17 protein-coding genes and 1 riboswitch are annotated in these 18,057 nt (G+C 70.5%); of the genes, 7 read left to right on the top strand and 10 right to left on the bottom strand.

Translation table 11 applies throughout. The features are described from left to right. Positions 1-5 precede the first annotated feature (5 nt). On the bottom strand, positions 6-566 hold the full coding sequence (locus tag F8S09_RS04685; protein WP_152869324.1) for an AAA family ATPase: 561 nt from the start codon (positions 564-566) through the stop codon (positions 6-8). 96 nt (positions 567-662) lie between these two features. Next, positions 663-1,100 (bottom strand): OsmC family protein, encoded by a 438-nt coding sequence (locus F8S09_RS04690; protein ID WP_152869326.1) that lies wholly within the window; start codon positions 1,098-1,100, stop codon positions 663-665. A 60-nt stretch (positions 1,101-1,160) separates the two neighbouring features. Between F8S09_RS04690 and F8S09_RS04695 the strand changes: the two genes are divergently transcribed. Together F8S09_RS04695 and F8S09_RS04700 are read left to right on the top strand one after the other, a co-directional pair. Next, entirely contained in the window at positions 1,161-1,994 is an 834-nt protein-coding gene (locus tag F8S09_RS04695; protein ID WP_152869328.1) for an alpha/beta hydrolase, read from the top strand. Positions 1,995-2,051: 57 nt separating this feature from the next. Continuing rightward, positions 2,052-2,882 (top strand): M12 family metallopeptidase, encoded by an 831-nt coding sequence (locus F8S09_RS04700; protein ID WP_152869330.1) that lies wholly within the window; start codon positions 2,052-2,054, stop codon positions 2,880-2,882. Positions 2,883-2,940: 58 nt separating this feature from the next. Here the strand turns inward: F8S09_RS04700 and crtI are convergent, their stop codons facing one another. From crtI to F8S09_RS04715, 3 genes are all read right to left on the bottom strand, one after another. Beyond that, the gene (gene crtI, locus F8S09_RS04705; protein ID WP_152869332.1) at positions 2,941-4,674 is read right to left on the bottom strand and encodes a phytoene desaturase family protein; all 1,734 of its coding nucleotides are present in this window, start codon (positions 4,672-4,674) and stop codon (positions 2,941-2,943) included. 80 nt (positions 4,675-4,754) lie between these two features. Next, positions 4,755-5,654, bottom strand: a complete 900-nt coding sequence (locus F8S09_RS04710) for a phytoene/squalene synthase family protein (protein WP_322618527.1) — start codon at positions 5,652-5,654, stop codon at positions 4,755-4,757. 92 nt (positions 5,655-5,746) lie between these two features. Then, positions 5,747-6,424: a class I SAM-dependent methyltransferase gene (locus F8S09_RS04715; RefSeq protein ID WP_227978445.1), complete on the bottom strand. Its 678-nt coding sequence runs from the start codon at positions 6,422-6,424 to the stop codon at positions 5,747-5,749. A 59-nt stretch (positions 6,425-6,483) separates the two neighbouring features. On the opposite strand from F8S09_RS04715, the gene F8S09_RS17855 reads away from it, so the two are divergent. The 3 genes from F8S09_RS17855 (at position 6,484) to F8S09_RS04730 (ending at position 8,794) form a co-directional block, all read left to right on the top strand. After that, complete coding sequence (locus F8S09_RS17855; RefSeq protein WP_227978446.1) at positions 6,484-7,617, top strand: phage holin family protein; 1,134 nt, start codon at positions 6,484-6,486, stop codon at positions 7,615-7,617. Next, positions 7,617-8,324, top strand: coding sequence for a hypothetical protein (locus F8S09_RS04725; protein WP_152869334.1), 708 nt, complete (start codon positions 7,617-7,619; stop codon positions 8,322-8,324). Before F8S09_RS17855 ends, F8S09_RS04725 begins: the two co-directional genes overlap by 1 nt. Positions 8,325-8,407: 83 nt before the next feature. Further along, on the top strand, positions 8,408-8,794 hold the full coding sequence (locus tag F8S09_RS04730) for a Fur family transcriptional regulator (RefSeq protein WP_152869336.1): 387 nt from the start codon (positions 8,408-8,410) through the stop codon (positions 8,792-8,794). 25 nt (positions 8,795-8,819) lie between these two features. Here F8S09_RS04730 and F8S09_RS04735 read toward each other — a convergent pair whose 3' ends face one another. Continuing rightward, positions 8,820-9,404 carry a hypothetical protein gene (locus F8S09_RS04735; protein ID WP_152869338.1) on the bottom strand — a complete coding sequence of 195 codons (585 nt, stop codon included), beginning with the start codon at positions 9,402-9,404 and terminating at the stop codon, positions 8,820-8,822. A 115-nt stretch (positions 9,405-9,519) separates the two neighbouring features. Continuing rightward, positions 9,520-11,583, bottom strand: a complete 2,064-nt coding sequence (locus F8S09_RS04740; RefSeq protein WP_152869340.1) for a zinc metalloprotease — start codon at positions 11,581-11,583, stop codon at positions 9,520-9,522. A gap of 175 nt (positions 11,584-11,758) precedes the next feature. Continuing rightward, a riboswitch (SAM riboswitch) is annotated at positions 11,759-11,850 on the top strand. A gap of 146 nt (positions 11,851-11,996) precedes the next feature. On the opposite strand from F8S09_RS04740, the gene F8S09_RS04745 reads away from it, so the two are divergent. Together F8S09_RS04745 and F8S09_RS04750 are read left to right on the top strand one after the other, a co-directional pair. After that, on the top strand, positions 11,997-13,328 hold the full coding sequence (locus F8S09_RS04745; protein WP_322618528.1) for an O-acetylhomoserine aminocarboxypropyltransferase/cysteine synthase family protein: 1,332 nt from the start codon (positions 11,997-11,999) through the stop codon (positions 13,326-13,328). After that, the gene (locus F8S09_RS04750; protein ID WP_407643651.1) at positions 13,325-14,332 is read left to right on the top strand and encodes a homoserine O-acetyltransferase family protein; all 1,008 of its coding nucleotides are present in this window, start codon (positions 13,325-13,327) and stop codon (positions 14,330-14,332) included. The genes F8S09_RS04745 and F8S09_RS04750 overlap by 4 nt, the downstream gene beginning before the upstream one ends. A gap of 147 nt (positions 14,333-14,479) precedes the next feature. Here the strand turns inward: F8S09_RS04750 and F8S09_RS04755 are convergent, their stop codons facing one another. From F8S09_RS04755 to purH, 3 genes are read right to left on the bottom strand one after another with little or no spacing between them, the layout of a single operon-like run. Continuing rightward, complete coding sequence (locus tag F8S09_RS04755) at positions 14,480-15,607, bottom strand: glycosyltransferase family 4 protein (protein ID WP_152869342.1); 1,128 nt, start codon at positions 15,605-15,607, stop codon at positions 14,480-14,482. Positions 15,608-15,660: 53 nt separating this feature from the next. Next, a complete protein-coding gene (locus F8S09_RS04760; RefSeq protein ID WP_152869344.1) occupies positions 15,661-16,515 on the bottom strand; it encodes a bifunctional 5,10-methylenetetrahydrofolate dehydrogenase/5,10-methenyltetrahydrofolate cyclohydrolase in 855 nt (284 codons plus the stop codon). Between the two features lie 10 nt (positions 16,516-16,525). Next, positions 16,526-18,049 carry a bifunctional phosphoribosylaminoimidazolecarboxamide formyltransferase/IMP cyclohydrolase gene (purH, locus tag F8S09_RS04765; RefSeq protein WP_152869346.1) on the bottom strand — a complete coding sequence of 508 codons (1,524 nt, stop codon included), beginning with the start codon at positions 18,047-18,049 and terminating at the stop codon, positions 16,526-16,528. Positions 18,050-18,057 lie beyond the last annotated feature (8 nt).

Here is an 18,057-nt window from a genome sequence, read left to right on the forward strand (position 1 = left end):
ACCTCTCAAAAGAGTGCCCCGGCATGGGCGGCGATCAGCAGGGCCGCGTTTGCCGGGGTGAGCTGCGCCGTATCGAGGACAATGGCGCCGGGGGGCGGGGCCAGCAGGCCGTTCTCCTCCACTATCCGGCGCACCCCCTCCGGGTCGCGCAGCTTGAGGCGGCCCACGCTGCGCTCCGGCAGGGCAGCGCGGCGGGCGAGTTCGTCGGTCGGGCAGGTCAGCCACACCGGCACGAAGGTCGCCCCCCGCCCCGCCGCCAGCGCCCGGAAGCGCTCCAGCGCCTCGGCCTCGCCGGGCTGGTCGGCCAGGTAGACCGTGAAGATGTGCGACAGCCCGCGCGGGGAGGCCGCCACCGCCTCGCGCACGACCGCCCGCACCTGCGAGGCAAAGGGCCACGCCTCCGGGGGCACGGGCCTCACCCCGTCTAGCCCGAAGGCATGAAAGACGGGATCGTTGGTGAGGTGGTTGTCGAGCAGCGGTGCCCCGGTCAGCCGCGAGAGGTGCGTGCCCACCGTGCGTTTCCCGCTGCCCGGCGGCCCGACGAGGAGATACAGGAACGAGGCCATGCCCGCCAGCCTAGCGGCCCGGCCCACTTCCAGCATCGGCCTAACGGCAACGCCCCCACCGCTGGGGTAGGGGCGTTAGGGGCGGACAGCAGAGCGCTACTCCAGCACCGCCTCGTGCACGATCTCCACGTTGCCGGTCATGATGCGGCTCAGGGGGCACATCTGGGCCGCCTGCTGCACGTGCTCCTCGAAGTCGGCGGGGTCACTGCCGCTCACCTTGCCGCGCACGACGAGGCGCATGGTGCTGATCTTGAAGCCTGCTCCGTCCTTGACCATCTCGCAGGTGGCCTCGGTCCGTAGGTCTTCGACGGTGTGCCCGTGGCCCGACAGCAGGGCCGAGAGCTGCATGGTAAAGCAGCCCGCGTGCGCGGCGGCGAGCAGTTCCTCGGGGTTGGTGCCCACGCCCTGCTCGAAGCGGGTCTTGAAGGAGTACTGGGCGTCTTGCAGGGTGCCCGACTCGGTGCTGACGGTGCCGCTGCCGCCCCGGAGGTCGCCCGTCCAGTGGGCGCTGGCCTTGCGTGCGATGTCTGCCATACCGGGCAGTGTGCGCCCGGCCCGGCGGGGCCGCACTTGAGGCAGCCTTTAGACTGCCGTATGACCACGCCGCCGCCGCACCCCTGGGAAACGGGCGCTCCCACCCAGGGCTACCACTGGCCCGCCCCGACTCCCCGCGCCGCCGTCCTGCTCACGCACGGGCTGGGCGAGTACGCCGGGCGCTATGTCGAACGCTACAACCGCCTGATTCCGCGCTTGCAAGAGGCGGGCTTTTCGGTCTACGCCTCCGACCTGCGGGGGCACGGGGCCTCCCCAGGGCGGCGGGCGGTCGTGGACGCGCGGGCGCTGGTGGAAGACCACCTGCTCGCACGGGAGGTGCTGCGGGGCCAGCCGCTCCCGATCTACGCCTTCGGGCACTCGCTGGGCGGCCTGATCACGGCGGCGAGCGTAGCCCGCGACCCACGGGGGCTGAGCGGCGTGATTCTCTCCAGCCCGGCCCTACTCGTCGGGGAGGATGAACCGCGCTGGCTGAAGGCCGCCGCGCCGCTGCTGGCCCGCGTCGCGCCGGGCGCGGCCACCACCGTGCTGGACAGCGCGGGCCTCTCCCGCGTCGCGGAGGAGGTCGAGGCCTACCGCGCCGACCCGCAGGTCTACCAGGGCAAGGTGCCCGCTCTGACTGCCGCGTCCATGCTGCGCCTCAGCGGCGAGCTGTGGGCGCACTATGACCGCTGGACACTGCCCACGCTGGTCCTGCACGGCGACGCCGACCGCATTACCGACGTGCGCGGGACCCGGCGCTTCATGGAGGCGATCCCCGCCCAGGACAAGACCCTGCACCTCGTGGAGGGCGGCCACCACGAACTCCTGAACGACGAGGGCCGCGATGAGGCGCTGGCGTGGATTCTGGGATGGCTGCGGGAGCGGACCACGTAAGGCGTTCATGTCGCCCTCACATGGGCTCATCACAGGTGGCCGCGTAACCTCCCCTCCATGCCCAAAGCCCTGCTGCCGCTGGCCCTGCTGTCCGCCGTCCTCGCCGCCTGCTCGGGAGCGCCGCAGGGCACCCCGCGAGTCCTGACCACACCGGGCGGGAGCCTAGCGGGCGAGCGGCCCCAGACGCGGCAGGCCACGCTGATCATGGAAGACGGCAGCCGCCAGACGGTGACGGGCTTCGTGCGGGACGGGATGCTGCTGCTCGAAGACGACATCATCCTTGCGGACGACGTGAGCGCCCTGTCGCTGCAGGGCACCTACGTGGTGGACACCCGTTACCGCTGGACGGGACGCACGATTCCTTACACCTTCGCCAGCAACGTGCCCCAGGCGATCCGTGACCGGGTCGCGCAGGCGGCCGCCAACATCCGTTCGACGACCAATGTGGTGGTCACCCCCCGCACGACCCAGAGCAACTACGTGCAGATCACCTACAACACCGGCACGAGCTGCGCCTCCGGCCTGGGCATGACGGGCGGGCGCCAGACCATCACGCTGGCCGACCGCTGCTCGGTGGGCACCATCGTCCACGAATTCGGGCACACCATGGGCCTCTTTCACGAGCAGACCCGCCCCGACCGCGACCAGTACGTCGCCATTCAGTGGCAGAACATTCCCGCCGACTGGCAGAGCCAGTACCAGATTCGCTCGGGCAGCCAGGGCTACGGGGCCTACGACTTCGACTCGATCATGCACTACCCCGCCTATTTCGAGGGCAAGCTGGCGATCAAGCCGCTCAACAGCAGCGTCAACCTCAACCGCATGGGGCAGCGCAACGGCTATAGTCCCACCGACGTGAGCACCATCAACGCCCTGTACCCGCGCTGAGCGGATGAAATGAGCGAGCCTGACCTCACCGGGCCAGGCTCGCTTTCAGGTCACGCGGTCAGGGCGTGACTTCGGCCAGCGGGCGCTCCACGCTCTCCCCTACCGGCTCCGGCTCGCGCTGCCCGCCGCCGTCCCGGATGTCGGGGTGAATCCCAAAGTCCTCGGCGATCAACCGGGCAGTCATCTTGGCGGACATCATCACGCTGGGGGTGCCCGCGCCGGGCTGCGCCCCGGCCCCGACGAGGTACAGGTTGCGGATGTCCTCCGAGCGGTTGTGCGGACGGAAATACGCGCTCTGAACGAGCTGCGGCTCTGGCCCGAAAGCGTTGCCCAGGTACGCGTCGAGCGTGCCCTCGAAATAGTCCGGCGTCACGAACTCGCAGTGGGTCAGGCGCGAGCGCAGGTCCGGAATGTGGCCGCGCTCCTCCAGAAAGGCGAGCACCCGGTCCACGAGTTTCGGCCCCTCGACCTCCCAGTCCAGCCCCGCGCCCTTGTGGGGGACCGGAATCAGGGTGTAGGCGGCGTGGTGGCCGGGGGGCGCCAGGGTGGGGTCGGTCAGGGTGGGGATGTGGAGGTACTGGCTGAAGTCGTCCGGCAGCGGTTTGCCGCCGAAAATCTCGCTCAGCAGTTCCTCGTAGCGCGGCCCCAGGATGATGTTGTGGTGGCGCAGGTCGAGGGGGCGGCCGTCGTCGCGGAAGCCGAAGTAGATCACCACCAGGCTCATGCTCTGGCGGGCGGCCTTCACGCGGGGGTCACGGTTGACCAGCCGGGCGCGGCGGGGCAGCCGCTTGAGGTAGGTGTTCGCCCAGTCTCCATTGCTCACCACGATGTCGGCGCGGCGTTCCTCGCCGTCCTCCAGCCGCACGCCCCGCGCCACCCGCGCCCCGATGGGTGCCCGCACCGGGCGGCCCCGGTCGTCACTGACCAGAATCTCCTCCACCCCGCGTCCGTACTCGATGCGCCCACCGAGTTCCTCGAACTTCTGGACAAAGGCCCGCACCAGCGACCCCGTCCCGCCCATCGCGTAGTGAATCCCCCACGTCTTCTCGACGAAGTGGATCATCGCGTAGATCGCGGGCACAGAGAGAGGATTGCCCCCGATCAGGAGCGTCTCGAAGGAGAAGACCTGCCGCATCTTGGGGTTCTGGAAGTACTTGGACGTGAAGGAAAAGAGGCTGCGCACCGCGTCCAGCCGCATCAGGTCGGGCACCACCCGCAGCATGGTGGGCACGTCCCCGAAGTGGGTGTACCCCAGCTCCAGAAAGCCGCGCTGAAAGATGGCCCCCGCGTCGGCGTGGAAGCGTTCGTAGCCCTCCAGGTCCTCGGGGGCAAGCTCCGCAATCTGGCGGCGGGTCGAGTCGGGGTCACCGTCGTAGTCAAAGAAGGTGCCGTCGTCGAAGAGGATGCGGTAGAAGGGCAGGATCGGGACCAGCCGCACGTACTCGCGGGTGCGCGGGCCACCGCTCTCGCCCTCGCGGACGCGCTCGCCGGTCAGGACGTGCTCGGGGTAATCGGGAAGGCCGAGTTGCCCGCCGCCTCGCTCCAGCGCGAACAGCTCCTCGATGAAATGCGGCACCGTGATCACGGTCGGCCCCATGTCGAAAACGTACCCGTCCGGCGTGCGCTTCTGGTAGGCGCGGCCGCCAGGACCGTCCATGCGTTCGAGGATGGTCGTGTCGAAGCCCAGGCTTTGCAGCCGGATGCCTAGGCTCAGGCCACCGAAGCCGGAGCCGATGATGAGGGCGGTCTTGCGGGTCTTGGCGGGGCGTGGGGAAGTGTGGGGATCAGGCATGGGGGGTCCTTGTCCGGCCCTGGCGCGGGGGTCAGAGGCCGTGGGGCAATGATCGGGGAGCCGTGGCTCGGGGGTAGGGCCTACGGCTCGAAACTCAGGCCCGCGCGGCCGCGCAGTTCCCACCACGCGCGGGGCAGCAGCATCAGCTTGCGGGTGCCGCTGACATACGCCCGGCGGCGGAAATTGTCGTAGTCGGCGCGGGCGAGGTCGTCGAGAATGCCCTCGTAGGAGTGGGCGGCCACCTGCACCGCGAGCCGGGCCGAGCCGTTCAGGCAGGGAATCCCGGCCCGGCCCTCGGCGTACATCTCGCGGGCGAGTCCGGAGAGGTGGCGCATCAGGGCGCGGTACTCGGGGGTCACCTCTCCGGCCTCCAGCGCCGCGCGGGAAACGCCGAACTCGCGCATGAGCGTGGCGGGCAGGTACACCCGTCCCCGCTCGAGGTCCTCGCCCACGTCGCGCAGGATGTTGGTGAGTTGCATCGCCTGCCCCAGCCGCAGCGCGGCGTGCAGGGTACGCTCGCCGCCCCGGTAGCCGCTGATGGGCGCGATCATGAAGCCCACCACGCCCGCGACCCGCCGGCAGTACAGCAGCAGGTCGTCCAGCGTGTGGTATTCGGCACCGCGCAGGTCCATCTGCAGGCCCTGGTGCAGTTCCCCGAAGGCCGAGAGGGGAATCGGCCAGCGGCCCGCCGCCCACGCGAGGGCCACGTCGCCGGGGTCGTGGCCCGGCTCGCCCGCGAAGGCCGCCTGCACCCGCGCCCACCAGTCGGCCAAGCCCCGCTCGGCGGCCTCGCCACGGCGTTCATCGACCACGTCGTCCCCGGTGCGGCAGGCGGCATACACGGCCCACACCGCCGCCCGCTCCTCGGGGCCGAAAAAGCGCGACCCCAGGTAAAAGGTCTTGCTGTGATGCCGCGTCACGTCCCGGCAGTGGGCGACGGCTGCCGGGGGCGGAGCCAGGTCTGGGGGGCGTTGGGTCACAATCGGCTCCTCTCCAGCCGAGTGTAGGGGCCACCGGGAGCGGGAACGTGACGGTTTCTTACAGATTTCTGCGACGTTGACCGGAGGAGCCTTTACTCGCCGCGTCCATACCGCTCGAAAACGGCCGCTCCCAGCCGCAGCCCGTGGGTCCGGACGCAACCCGGAAGCTGCCGCGCCACCCACGCCGGGTCGGGAAAGGTCAGGCCGCCCAGCGCGGGCCGCGACAGGGCGGCTTGCAGCGGTCCCCCGGTGCGGGCGAGGTACATCAGCCACAGGGTGCCGCCGGGCCGCAGCACACGCTCCAGCTCGGCCAGGAGGCGGGCGGGGTCGCGCGTCTCGTTCAGGGCGGCGCCCACGGTGACTCCGTCGAAGCTGGCGTCCGGCAGACCGCTCGCTTCCAGGTTGGTGAGGAGCCAGTCCACCCCCGGTGCTCGCACCCGCCGCCGCGCCGCCGCCAGCATCGGGGCACTGAGGTCGGCGGCAACCACCTCGCACCCGGCCTGCGTGAGCACCCCCGCATAGAAGCCGGTGCTGGTGCCCGCATCGAGCCAGCGCTGGCCGGGGCGGGGGCGGCACAGCACTGTGAACAGAGCCGCCTCGCGCTCCAGGGAGAAGGGCTGGCCGGTCAGCCACGTCAGCGACCGCGCCCGCCACGCGGCGTAGCCCCAGGCGGTGGGGTACAGGAGGTTGCTGCGCTGGGCCAGGGTCAGTGGGCGGGGGACGCCTGCGGCCGGGTTCAGGGTTTCTTTGGTGTGGCGCGGCGCGGGCATGGGGTTCATTATGCTGGTCACATTGGCCTGCTCCGGCAGGTTGAGTTCCTGGAGGACGTATGCAAGAGCAACGCAAGAGCATGGGGAGTGCCCTGGTCGACGTGTTCGACGCCGCCGTGGCCCTCGCCAAGACCGAAGTGCGGGGAATCGCCCATCAGGTTGGGCAGGTCGCCAAGGCCAAGGGTCTGGGCGTCGTCCTGCTGCTGGGCGCGACCGGGCCGCTGATTCTGGGGCTGGTGTTCCTGATTCTGGCCCTCTTCTACGGCCTGATGCGGCTGGGTCTGGGGGCCTGGGTCGCCGCACTCATCATCGCGCTGCTGAGCTTTGTCGTGATGGGCGTGCTGGTGATGATGGGCCTACGCAAGCTCAGCGCCGAGGTGCCGCGCGAGGGCGGCGACCGCTCCGATCCCGGCCGCCCCATGACCGAGGACGAGCGGCTGGAGGCCCAGTATCAGGCCGAGCAGAGCGGCAAGCTGCGCGAGGTCCAGTACCCCGCGCCCACGGGGACGCAGGCGGCGGCCCAGGTTGCCGGAACGGGCACCCGCGCCGTGGACACGGACACGGTGATTGCCACCCCGGTGGCAGGCGGCGCGGGCACGAGTGGGAGCCGGATGGGCGAGGCCAGCGTCAGCCCCAGCCGGGGGTCGTACCTGACGGGTCAGGCCACCGGGGCCCCGACGGGCAACTCGGCGCCGCACACCCGCACCTCGCCCGATACCGCCGCGAACATCGACAGCCTCGGCCCGGCCCACACCGGGACCCGTGCGAGCGCCGCGTCGGTGGCGATGGGCGCGGACGTGGAGCGCGGCACCGTGCGCCCCGGCGTCAGCACTTCCGGCTTTACGGCGGGGGGCGTCGGCGTGAACGCCAGCGATCAGGGGGCGGGCATCAAGACCACCCTCACCCGTCAGGAAGGCGTCTCTGACGGTGTGGCGCTGCGTGGCACCGACGCCGGGGAGGTGCGTCTCCCCGTGTACGAGGCCACCGAGACAGGCGAGCCGCAGGTGTACGGCAGCGGCCTGAACAAGAAGCTCGACGGCAGCGAGACCCATGACGCCGGAGCGGGCGGGCACGGCGGACACACCAAGCATGACCCCAACATCCAGCATCCCGTGGTGCTCAAGGACGCGCCGGGAATCCCGGTCAGCACCGAGCCCACCTTCCGGGACGACATGCCCAAGGAGGACCAGTGATGGACGCCTACTCCCGCAGTGAGCGTGACGAGGCCCGCGCCCGCCTGAGGGCCAGCGTGGACGCATTGACCGAACAGGCCAGCCTTCAAGTGCAGATGCAGAAAGACCCCCTCAGGATGCTGGGCGGCGCGTCGGCGGTCGGCGCCCTGGTGGGAATCGCGGTGGGGCGGCAATTCCGGCGCAGCAAGAAGATTTATGTGGACGCCACCAGCCCCGCCAAGCACCAGAAGGCCCTGATCAAGGCCCAGCACAAGCAGCAGGGCGGCAAGGGCGTGGGTGGAGCCCTCGTCGCCACCCTGACAACCCTGGCTTTCAAGGCGCTGAACGAGCGGGTACTGACGCCCAAACTCGAGGAGATCGCGGGTGGGCTGATGGAGAAGGCCGGACAGGAGCCGGGCAAGGGGAGCGGTGGGCAGGCCGCGAAGACCAGCGCCCGCCCCAGCGCGGCAGCCCCCGCAGCCTCTTCCGGCGGAGCGGCCAGTTTCCTCAAGCGTCCCGAGCCTGTGGGGACGGCAGGCACGTCCGGCAAGCCGACCTACGGCGAGCAAAGCCTCGATCAGGCGGTGGCCAGCGGCTCGCCCAGCGTGTCGGCCGCGACTGCTCCCTCCCACGTCGGTGTGCTCCCCACGCCCAAAAGCATGGTGGAAGCCAAGGCCCAGGGCACGCCCATCGCGCCCGATGAGAAGGTCAATCCCAATCTGCGCTGAGCCGCCTCTTGTCATCAGCAGCCCACCCGCGAAGGTGGGCTGCTTTGGCATAGGTCGTGATTCGGTCTGCTAGCCTGCGCCCCATGACGGCGACCCGCAGCACCCGCCAGCGCGACGTGATCGCCCGCGTGATGGACGACGCGGAAGGCCCCCTCGCGGTGGGGGACGTGCTGGCCAGGGCACAGTCCGACCTGCCAGGTCTGGGGGTCGCCACCGTCTACCGCACCCTCAAGCTGCTCACCGAGCAGGGCCGCATCCACCCGGTCACGCTCGACGGCGAGACGCGCTATGAGCGGGCCGGGCGCGGCCACCACCATCACTTTTCCTGCACCCGCTGCGGCCGAGTGTTCACCCTGCATACCTGCCCGGTGGCCTTGCCCAGCGGTACGGTGTACCCCGGCGGCTTCATCGTGGAGGCGCACGAGGTGACGCTCTACGGGCAGTGCCCGGCGTGCGCCCAGGCCGGATGAGGCCGGGCCGCTTGTTCAGGCACAGTTAGGGAGTCAAGGACATATGCAAGCGCTCAAGCACCGCCGCGTTGGGTCCCGGTGTGCGGTAGGGATTGAGGGCAGACTGGGCCAGGAGGACCTGAACCGTCCCGAGTCCCCCAGGCACCTGAAAGCTGTAGAGCAGCGCCGTGCGGTTGACCGGGCCATCCGGCGCGGCAAAGCGGGCACGGGCGGCGAGCAGTTCGGCCCGGCGGGCGAGGTCGGCCTCGGCCCGCGCAAGCTGGGTGCGCTGGCTGGTTGTCAGTGCGGCGAGCAGGCGCTCCCGACTCTGCCCCGCCGCTGAGGCTCCCAGGGTGGGGGCGGCGGCCAGGGCCTGGGCCTCGGCCCGCAGGGCGGCGCGGGCGGGGGCGTCCAGGGTCAGCGTGCCCCGCGCGGTGAGATCGGCCAGCACCCGCACGGTGCGGAGGAGGTGCAGGGTGGGCAGGGCCGCCTGCACCCGCTGGGGCGTCTGGACACTCATGGGCACCTCGCTGCGGGGCGCCGCCGTCCGGCCCGCAGCCGGGGAACTCGCCGCCCCCATGCCCCCACCGAGGGCCACCAGAGCCAGGCCGATCAGCACACACCGCGTCATGGATTCAGCTTAGCCCCAGCCGGTGACGGGCGGCTGACCCTGCGCGGCCCAGCAGAAGGGAGCCGGGACTCCCAGATCCCGGCTCCCCTCCCCAGCGTATCGGCTGGTGTCGGCTTTACTCCGACAGGCGGCGGGCACGCTGCTCGGGGGTTTCCTCGGGCAGGATCCAGGCGCCCTTCTTGGGAAGGTGATCCTTGCTGACGCGCGGCTGGGCCTTGACCGTCTGTGCCGACAGCCCGGTCAGGTTCTCGTACCACTTGTAGGCCTGCACCTGCACGCCCGCCGTGGTCGCGGCGTCCAGCACGGCGCGATAGCCCTGGTGCCCCAGCTCGGCGGCCCTGAGGTAGTTCAGGGCGGCGTACTCGCGCTCGGCCTGCGCGAAGAGGGCGTCGGCGCTGCGGGCCGCGCTCTGCACGCCCTGGACCTTGCCCGCGCGGCGGGTGATTTCCAGAATCGCGTTGGTGTTGTTAAGGTACGCGGCCGTCAGGTAGCGGTACTGGGCGTCGAGGTTGAACTGCCCGAAGGTGCGCGACAGGTCGTTGTAGGACATGATCGTCGCGCTCTGGTCGCCCGAATCCACGAAGCGGAAGGGACCGCTGGAGCCGTACGAGAGGTCCTCTTCGCTGTCGTAGCCGTCGTGCGGGTGCGAGAGGCTGAGGTGGTGCCCGACCTCGTGGACGGTCGTGTCGGTAAAGCCGTAGCCCGCGTTGATCAGGCTGGGCGTCAGGAAGGAGTACACGAAGCTCTGGGTCCCGGTCTGACCGTCGTCGTAGGCCACGCCCAGCAGCCCGCCCTGACTGTCGCTCGCATCGTTGAAGGCGTAGATCGGCAGCAGGTACTTGTCCCCGGCCGCCCTGTAGCTCTCGCGCAGCTCGCGCACCCCGAACTGGAACAGCTCCTCACCGGAGAAATCCGCGAAGTCGGGCGAGCAGATGTCTTCCGCCTCGACCGGGAAAAAGCAGTTGTACACGTCCGCGAGGTCGCCGTCGAGCGCCGTCTGCCGGACGTTGGTGCTGAACTTGGCGAAGGGCTGGAGCACCGACACACGGCTCTGCAGCAGAGTGCGGTTGAGCAGCGTGCCGGGGTCGCGGGCGCCCTCGCCCTGCTCGACGCGCACGTCGAGTTCGATCTCCTCGGGCATGCGCGGCGGCGTCAGGGCCACCCGGTAGATCGGGCTGGGGGTGAACAGCAGGTTCAGGGCGGTGTAGCGGACCACCCGCGCGAGGTCCACGCTGACCTTGCGGCCATAGGCCGTGCTGGCCTTGCGGGTGCCGTATTCCCAGATGGGCGGCATGCGGTAGTCGGGCTCCCCGTCCCCGGTCGAGTCCGCGTTCGTCACGTCCCAGGCGTCGGTCCAGGGGTCGGGGTTGGCCGACAGGTCGTAGAACCACACGCGCTGCGGCGCCGCACCCTGGCGCACGCTGCCGCCCCAGGCGATCAGGCGTCGGCTGGCGCGGGCGCCGAAGCGCGTCCCGGTGTCGGTGTCAGCGGCGTCCGCGCGGGTGTAGGAGTGGAACTTGAAGTCTGGGCGGCTGTACCAGTTCACCAGGTAGATCGTGTACTCGCCGGGCTTGACCCCCACGCGCGAGACGTTGTCGGCCAGCCAGTTCTCGGTCGCCAGGGCGTCAATCTCGAAGTTTTTTTCGACGGGGCGGTTGATCAGCGGGGAGGGCGTCTCGCAGTCGTCCACGGGCACCTGATAGGGCTCACCTGTCTCCTCGTCCACCTCCGTCACGAACTGGCAGTTGAAGTACTTCTGAAAGACCGTCAGCGGCCTCTCGGCGGCGTTCTGCGACAGGTACCCGAAAAAGTCGTTCTCGAACTGCTGGTCCGCAAACACGTAGTTGTAGTCGTAGTCGAAGACGTTGCCGGTGTACTCAGTATTGCCGTAGGCGCTGGGAAGGCGGGCAATGGTCTCGTACGACTTCGGCAGGATGTTCTGAAAATCCCGCGTGTTCACGTTCTGGGCGGTCTGGACCTGGCCGGGCAGCGCTTCGCGGTAGCCCACGAAGACCACATTGACCTTCAGGCGGGTGCGGACGCTGTCCTGCTCGCCGGGCTTGAGGGTGCTCAGGCGGCCGAACTCGGTGTCGGTGCCCGGCGTCGGCTGAGTCCGGGTGGTGCAGGAGGCGAGCAGCGAGGCGCTGAGCAAAAACAGGGCGGTGGCGCGAAGGTTCATAGGCCTCCTGGGGTCCTGGCTGGGGACCGTGAGTGGAATCGAGTGGTGCAATGAGAAGTTTAGCCATTTTTAGGGAGGCCATGCCCCCCACCTGGGGGCAGCGTCGCCTGGACAAGTGCGTTGACCTGCCGCCGCCTGGCCTGTTACCTTTCTGGACAGCTCCCGCGTGGAGCGACCCCTATCCAGAGCGCCCGAGAGACCTGGCTCGTTGACGGCGCGGCAACCGGACCCCATCACGTCACGGTGCCAAGGCCAGCCCGGTGCGGTGTCAACGATGACCGCCGCACACGGGACCGATCAGGGAAGGTCACGCGGATGACTCTGCCGCCCCTTCTCGACTGTCCGGGAGGGGGCCTTGCCTTGGGCGCGGCTCCCCACAGCTTCCCCGCTTCTTTTCTGTGAGGAGGGTCACCGTGACCAGTTCCAAGTCTGCGCCGCTGCACTTTGACACCCTGCAAGTTCACGCCGGGCAACGCCCCGACCCCGCGACCGGGGCGCAGGCCGTGCCCATCTACGCGACCAACTCCTACGTCTTCGAGTCACCGGAACACGCGGCGAACCTCTTCGGGCTGCGGGCGTTTGGGAACATCTACAGCCGGATTCAGAACCCCACGACCGCCGTGCTGGAGGAACGGGTGGCGGCGCTGGAGGGCGGCGTGGGGGCGCTGGCCGTGGCGAGCGGGCACGCCGCGCAGTTCCTGGCGATCACGAACGTCGCGCAGGCCGGGGACAACATCGTCTCGACACCCAACCTGTACGGCGGCACGGTCAACCAGTTCCGGGTGACCCTGCGGCGGCTGGGCATCGAGGTGCGCTTCACGAGCAAGGAGGAGCGCCCGGAGGAGTTCGCCGCACTGATCGACGACCGCACGCGGGCGGTGTACCTGGAAACCATCGGCAACCCGGCGCTGAACGTGCCCGATTTTGAGGGCATCGCGGCGGCGGCGCACGCGCAGGGCGTGGCGGTCTTCGTGGACAACACCTTCGGGGCGGGCGGGTACTACTGCCAACCGCTGAAGCATGGGGCGGACGTGGTGCTGCACTCGGCGAGCAAGTGGATCGGCGGGCACGGCAACGGCATCGGCGGGATCATCGTGGACGGGGGAACCTTTGACTGGGGCAACGGGCGATATCCGCTGTTCACCGAGCCCAGCCCCAGTTACCACGGGCTGAACTTCTGGGAGACGTTCGGCGAGGGCAATGCGCTGGGGCTTCCCAACGTCGCCTTTATCACCCGCGCCCGCACCGAGGGGCTGCGGGACCTGGGGCCGACGCTGGCCCCTCAGCAAGCGTGGCAGTTTCTTCAAGGGGTCGAGACGCTCTCCTTGCGGGCCGAGCGGCACGCGCAGAACGCGCTCGCGCTTGCCTCGTGGCTGAGTGCCCACCCAGACGTGGCGCGGGTGACGTACCCCGGCCTCGCCAACCACCCCCACCACGACCGGGCGCAGGCGTACCTGCCGCGCGGAGCGGGAGCGGTGCTGACCTTCGAGTTGCGGGGAGGCCGGGAGGCGGGCGAGGCGTTTATCCGCTCGGTGCAGCTGGCGCAGCATGTGGCGAACGTGGGCGACACCCGCACGCTGGTCATCCACCCGGCGAGCACGACGCACTCGCAGCTCGACGAGATCACGCAGGCGGCGGCGGGCGTGACGCCGGGGCTGGTGCGGGTGTCGGTGGGCATCGAGCACATCGGCGACATTCAGGAGGACTTCGCGCAGGCGCTCGCCGCCGCGCTGGTCGGGGCGTGACGGCCCTGGCGCGGCCCCGCGAACCCGGCCCGCCGCCTGCCGCGCGGGAACAGGCAGGGCGGCAGATCGCCCTCCTTTTCCGGGAGGCCCCGCTGCTGCTGGATTGCGGCCAGCCAGTGTCGGACGTGCGGGTCGCGTACCACACCTACGGGACGCCCGCTGAGCACGCCATCCTCGTGCTGCACGCGCTGACGGGCACGAGCGCAGTGCATGAGTGGTGGCCGGGCTTTCTGGGTGAGGGGCGACCGCTGGACCCCACGCGGGACTACGTGGTGTGCGCCAACGTGCTGGGGGGCTGCGCGGGCACGGCGGGTCCGGCCGAGTTACCGCGTGTGGGGGGCGAGGACCCGCCCCTCACGCTGCGGGACCTGGCGCGGGCAGGGCGGGCGCTGCTGGAGCACCTCGGCGTGCGGCGGGTGTCGCTGGTGGGCGCGAGCATGGGCGGGATGCTGGCCTATGCCTGGCTGCTGGAGTGTCCCGATCTGGTGGAGCGGGCGGTGATCATCGGGGCGCCCGCCCGCCACTCGCCGTGGGCGGTGGGCCTGAATACGGCGGCGCGGGCAGCGATCCGCGCGGCCCCCGGCGGAGAGGGGCTAAAGGTGGCGCGGCAGATTGCCACCCTGAGTTACCGCAGCCCCGAGAGCTTTGCCCGCACCCAGTCCGGCTGGGGCACCCGGCGCCCCGGCACCGCCGACATCACGACTTATCTGGAATACCAGGGCGAGAAGCTCGCCGACCGCTTCGACGAACGGTCCTACCTGGCCCTCACCGGAGCGATGGACCGCTTTCAGCCGTCGGACGCCGAGCTGCGCTCTGTCCAGGTGCCCGTGCTGGTGGTCGGAATTTCCAGCGACCTCCTGTATTCACCCGCCGAGGTGCGGGCCTATGCTGAGCTGCTGCCGCGCGGCCAGTACCGGGAACTGGAGAGTCCGCACGGCCACGACGCGTTCCTGATGGACCCCGGCCCGCTGCCGGAGTGGGTAACGACTTTTTCACGCCCCTAGAGCATTGGACAGAGTGACGGCCCCCGGGAAACAGCGCCCCAGGTGCCTCCCCAAACGCCCAATGCTCTCCTTGAATTCGCTCGCTCTACCCGGCCAACGAATGCGGAACACCGCCGCAGTCTTATGGCAAATCCTCTAGGGCTCTGCTCAGACTTCGCGCAGCAGCTCGGCCAGGCGGTCGGCCGTGTGGGTCAGGGTGTGGCGAGAGAGAACATGCGCCCGTGCCGCCGCCCCGAACTCGCGGGCACGGTGGGGGTGGGCGGCCAGGGCACCCAGCGCCGTGGCGAGCAGGCCCGGCCGGGGCTTGACGAGCAGGCCCGACACCCCGTCCTGCACGAGTTCGGCCTGCGCGGGGATGGGCGTGGTCACGACTGGCAGGCCGGAAGCCATCGCCTCCAGCGTCACGAGCGACTGGTTTTCCGCCAGGGTGGGTTGTAGCAGCGCGTCGGCGGCGCGGTAGAGGTCGGGCATGTCCCAGCGGCGGCCCAGGAAGCGCGTGTTCGTGATGCTCCCCCGCCGCGCCACCCCCTGCACGAGGTTCCCCAGCGGCGAGTCCATGTCCCCGGTAAAGACGAAGTCGAGGTGGGGCGCAGCCCGCGCCGCGAGCAGGGCCGTCATCTGGTTCTTCTCGGGGGCGAAGCGGCCCGGCACAAGGACGGTGAAGCGCCGGAAGCCGTGCGCCTCCCGCAGCGCGGCCCGTTCCGCCTCGTCGTGCGCGGGGCGGTAGCGCTCCACGTCCACGCCGTTGTGCAGCACGCGCACGTCGGGCAGGCGCATCTGCCGCCGCACGAAGTCCCCGGCCCACTCGGAGACGGTCAGAATGCGGTCGGCCTGCCGGAACGGTCCGGCCTTCGTCCAGGGGTACGCCTCGCGGTGGGTGAAGCGCAGGGGCTGGGGGTAGTGGAACTCCATCTGGTCGTGGCTGACCACCCAGCGTGGCCCCCGCAGGCGGGGCAGCAGCTCGCTGTAGTGGTGGCGGTACCACATCTGAAGCACGCGCAGGTCGAAGTCACGGGTCAGCTCGGGCAATTCCTCCAGCGCTCTGTAACGGTGCACCGCCACCCCCGCCTCCCCGAAGCGGCGCACGAGTTCGTCCAGCCGGGGCTCGCGGCTCAGGAACATGGTCGTCCGCAGGCCCCGCGCCTGAAGCATGGGCAACAGGTCCAGCAGCCAGACCTCGCTGCCCGCCACGCGCGGCGCGTCGGTCATGAAGGCGATGTGGGTGCGGGAGGAGGTCAGGGAGGCGGGGGCCGTGGAGGGAGCCGACGAACGCATTCGCGCAGGCTAGAGCAAATCTTGGGCAGGCAGGCGCCGACCCCGCCCGGTCCCTACTCCACCGTCTCTCCGCGCTGCAACTTCACCGCCCGCACGAGGTTCTGGAACATCAGCGCACTCGTCAGCGGCCCGACGCCGCCCGGCACCGGGGTCTGTGCCCGCACGAGGAGGCCAGGCCGGGCGTCGCCCACCACCCCTTCTCCGTCATTGGGCACGTTGATCCCCGCGTCCACAACGACGTGGTGCGGCTGCACATGCTCCGGGCGCAGCAGGTCCGCGTGCCCGACGGCGACGACCACCGCGTCCTGCCCCCGCAAGACCCCGGCGAGGTCGCCTGTATGCTCGTTGCACAGGGTCACGGTGACGCCCCGGTTGTTCAGCATGAAGGTCAGGGGCCGTCCCACCGTGCGCCCCGGCCCGATCACGGCGACCCGCCGCCCGCGCAGATCGTCCCCCAGCGCCTCCCGCAGCAGGAAGCGCACGCTGCGCGGAGTGGGGGGCAGCAGGGCCTCGGCCTCCCGGCCCGCCGCGATCAGGGCGAGATTGGCAGGGGTCAGGCCCTCCACGTCCTTGCGGGGGGCGATGTGGAGGAGCGCGGCGTCGGCATCCAGCCCCGGCGCGAGCGGCAGTTCGAGGACGACGCCGTGCACCTCCGGGTCGGCGGAGAAGCCTTGCAACTCGGCCTCCAACTCGGCCTGCGTCGCCTCCGCGCCCAGGTCGCGCACGCTGAAGCGCACCCCGATCCGCTCGGCCTGTCGCTCCTTGCTGTGCACATAGACCGCCGAAGCCTCGTCGTGCGAGGCGAGCACCGAGACGAGGTGGGGCCGGAAGGTCCACTCTGCGAGCGCCGCCCGCACCTCGCGGGTCACCTGGCCCGCCAGGGGTTTGCCGAGGAGAGAGGTCGTCATCTCCCCTCCCCTAGTGCCGGAAATGCCGCGAGCCGGTCAGGACCATGCTCAGGCCCAGCTCGTTCGCCGCTGCGATGACCTCCGGGTCGCGCTTGGCGCCGCCGGGCTGGAGGATGGCCGTGACACCCGCCCCCGCCGCGAGCCGCACCACGTCGTCAAAGGGGAAGAAAGCCTCGGACGCGAGGACCGCCCCGCGTGCCCGCTCGCCCGCGTTGGCGACGGCGCGTTCGGCGGCCCAGATGCGGCTGACCGCGCCCGCGCCCAGGCCCACCGTCACGCCGCCCCGTGCCAGGGCCACCGCGTTGGAGCGGGCGTGCTTGACCACCGCCCAGGCGAAGCGCAGGTCGGGCCACTCTTCCTCGGAGGGCGGGCGGGTGGTCACCACCTCCGGGCACAGGTCGTCCCAAACGCGGGCGTCCCGCCCCTGCACGGCGAAGCCCCCCGCGATCGGACGGAGGTCCAGCGGGCCGGGGGCCATGTCCGGCGTCGCGACGAGGACCCGCAGGTCGGGCTTTTTCGCCGCGAACCACGCCGCCGCCTCGGGGGTCACGTCGGGGGCGACCAACACTTCCAGAAAGGTGCCGCGCATCGCCTGCGCTGCTACGAGGTCCACCGGGCGACTGACCGCGACCACCCCGCCGAACACGCTGAGGGTGTCGGCGTCGCGGGCGCGTTCCCAGGCCTCGGCCACCGTCCCCGCGACCGCCACCCCACAGGGGTTGCCGTGCTTGACGGCCACGCAGACCGCGCCCTGCTCCTGCCCGCCCAGCTCGGCGGCGAGCGCCCAGGCGGAATCGGCGTCGGCATAGTTGTTGAAGCTCATGGGCTTGCCCGACAGCAGCCGGGCGTCCAGCACTGGGCCGCGCTCTCCCTCCCGGCGGTAGATTGCGCCGGGCTGGTGAGGGTTCTCGCCGTAGCGGACCTCGGCCACGCGCGACAGGGCGAGGGGAAGGCGCTCGGGGAACTGGCCTCCCTCCTCCCCCGTCAGGTATCCGGCAATCGCCGCGTCGTAGTCGGCGGTGTGGCGAAAAGCCTTGGCGGCGAGGCGGCGGCGCTCTGCCGGGGACACTTCCCCTGCGAGGGCGAGCGGGTAGTCGGCAGGGTCCACCAGCACCAGCACCGCCGCGTGGTTCTTGGCCGCCGCCCGCAGCATCGCGGGGCCGCCGATATCGATCTGGTCGACGGCTTCTCCGAACGCCGCGCCCCGCGCCACCGTCTCGCGGAACGGGTAGAGGTTAACGCACACGAGGTCGATGGGGCCGATGCCGTGCGCCTCCAACTCCGCGAGGTGCCCCGGCTCCCGCCGCGCCAGAATGCCGCCGTGGATGGCCGGGTGCAGGGTCTTGACCCGCCCGTCCAGAATCTCCGGGAACCCCGTCACGTCGCTCACCGCCGTCGCGGGCACGCCCGCTGCCCGCAGCGCCGCCAGCGTCCCGCCCGTGCTGAGAATCTCCCAGCCCCGCGCGGCCAACTCGCGGCCGAACTCTGCCACGCCCGTCTTGTCGCTTACCGAGATCAAGGCCCGTTGCGTCATGCTGTTCC

Source organism: Deinococcus terrestris (assembly GCF_009377345.1).
Classification (GTDB): Bacteria; Deinococcota; Deinococci; order Deinococcales; family Deinococcaceae; genus Deinococcus; species Deinococcus terrestris.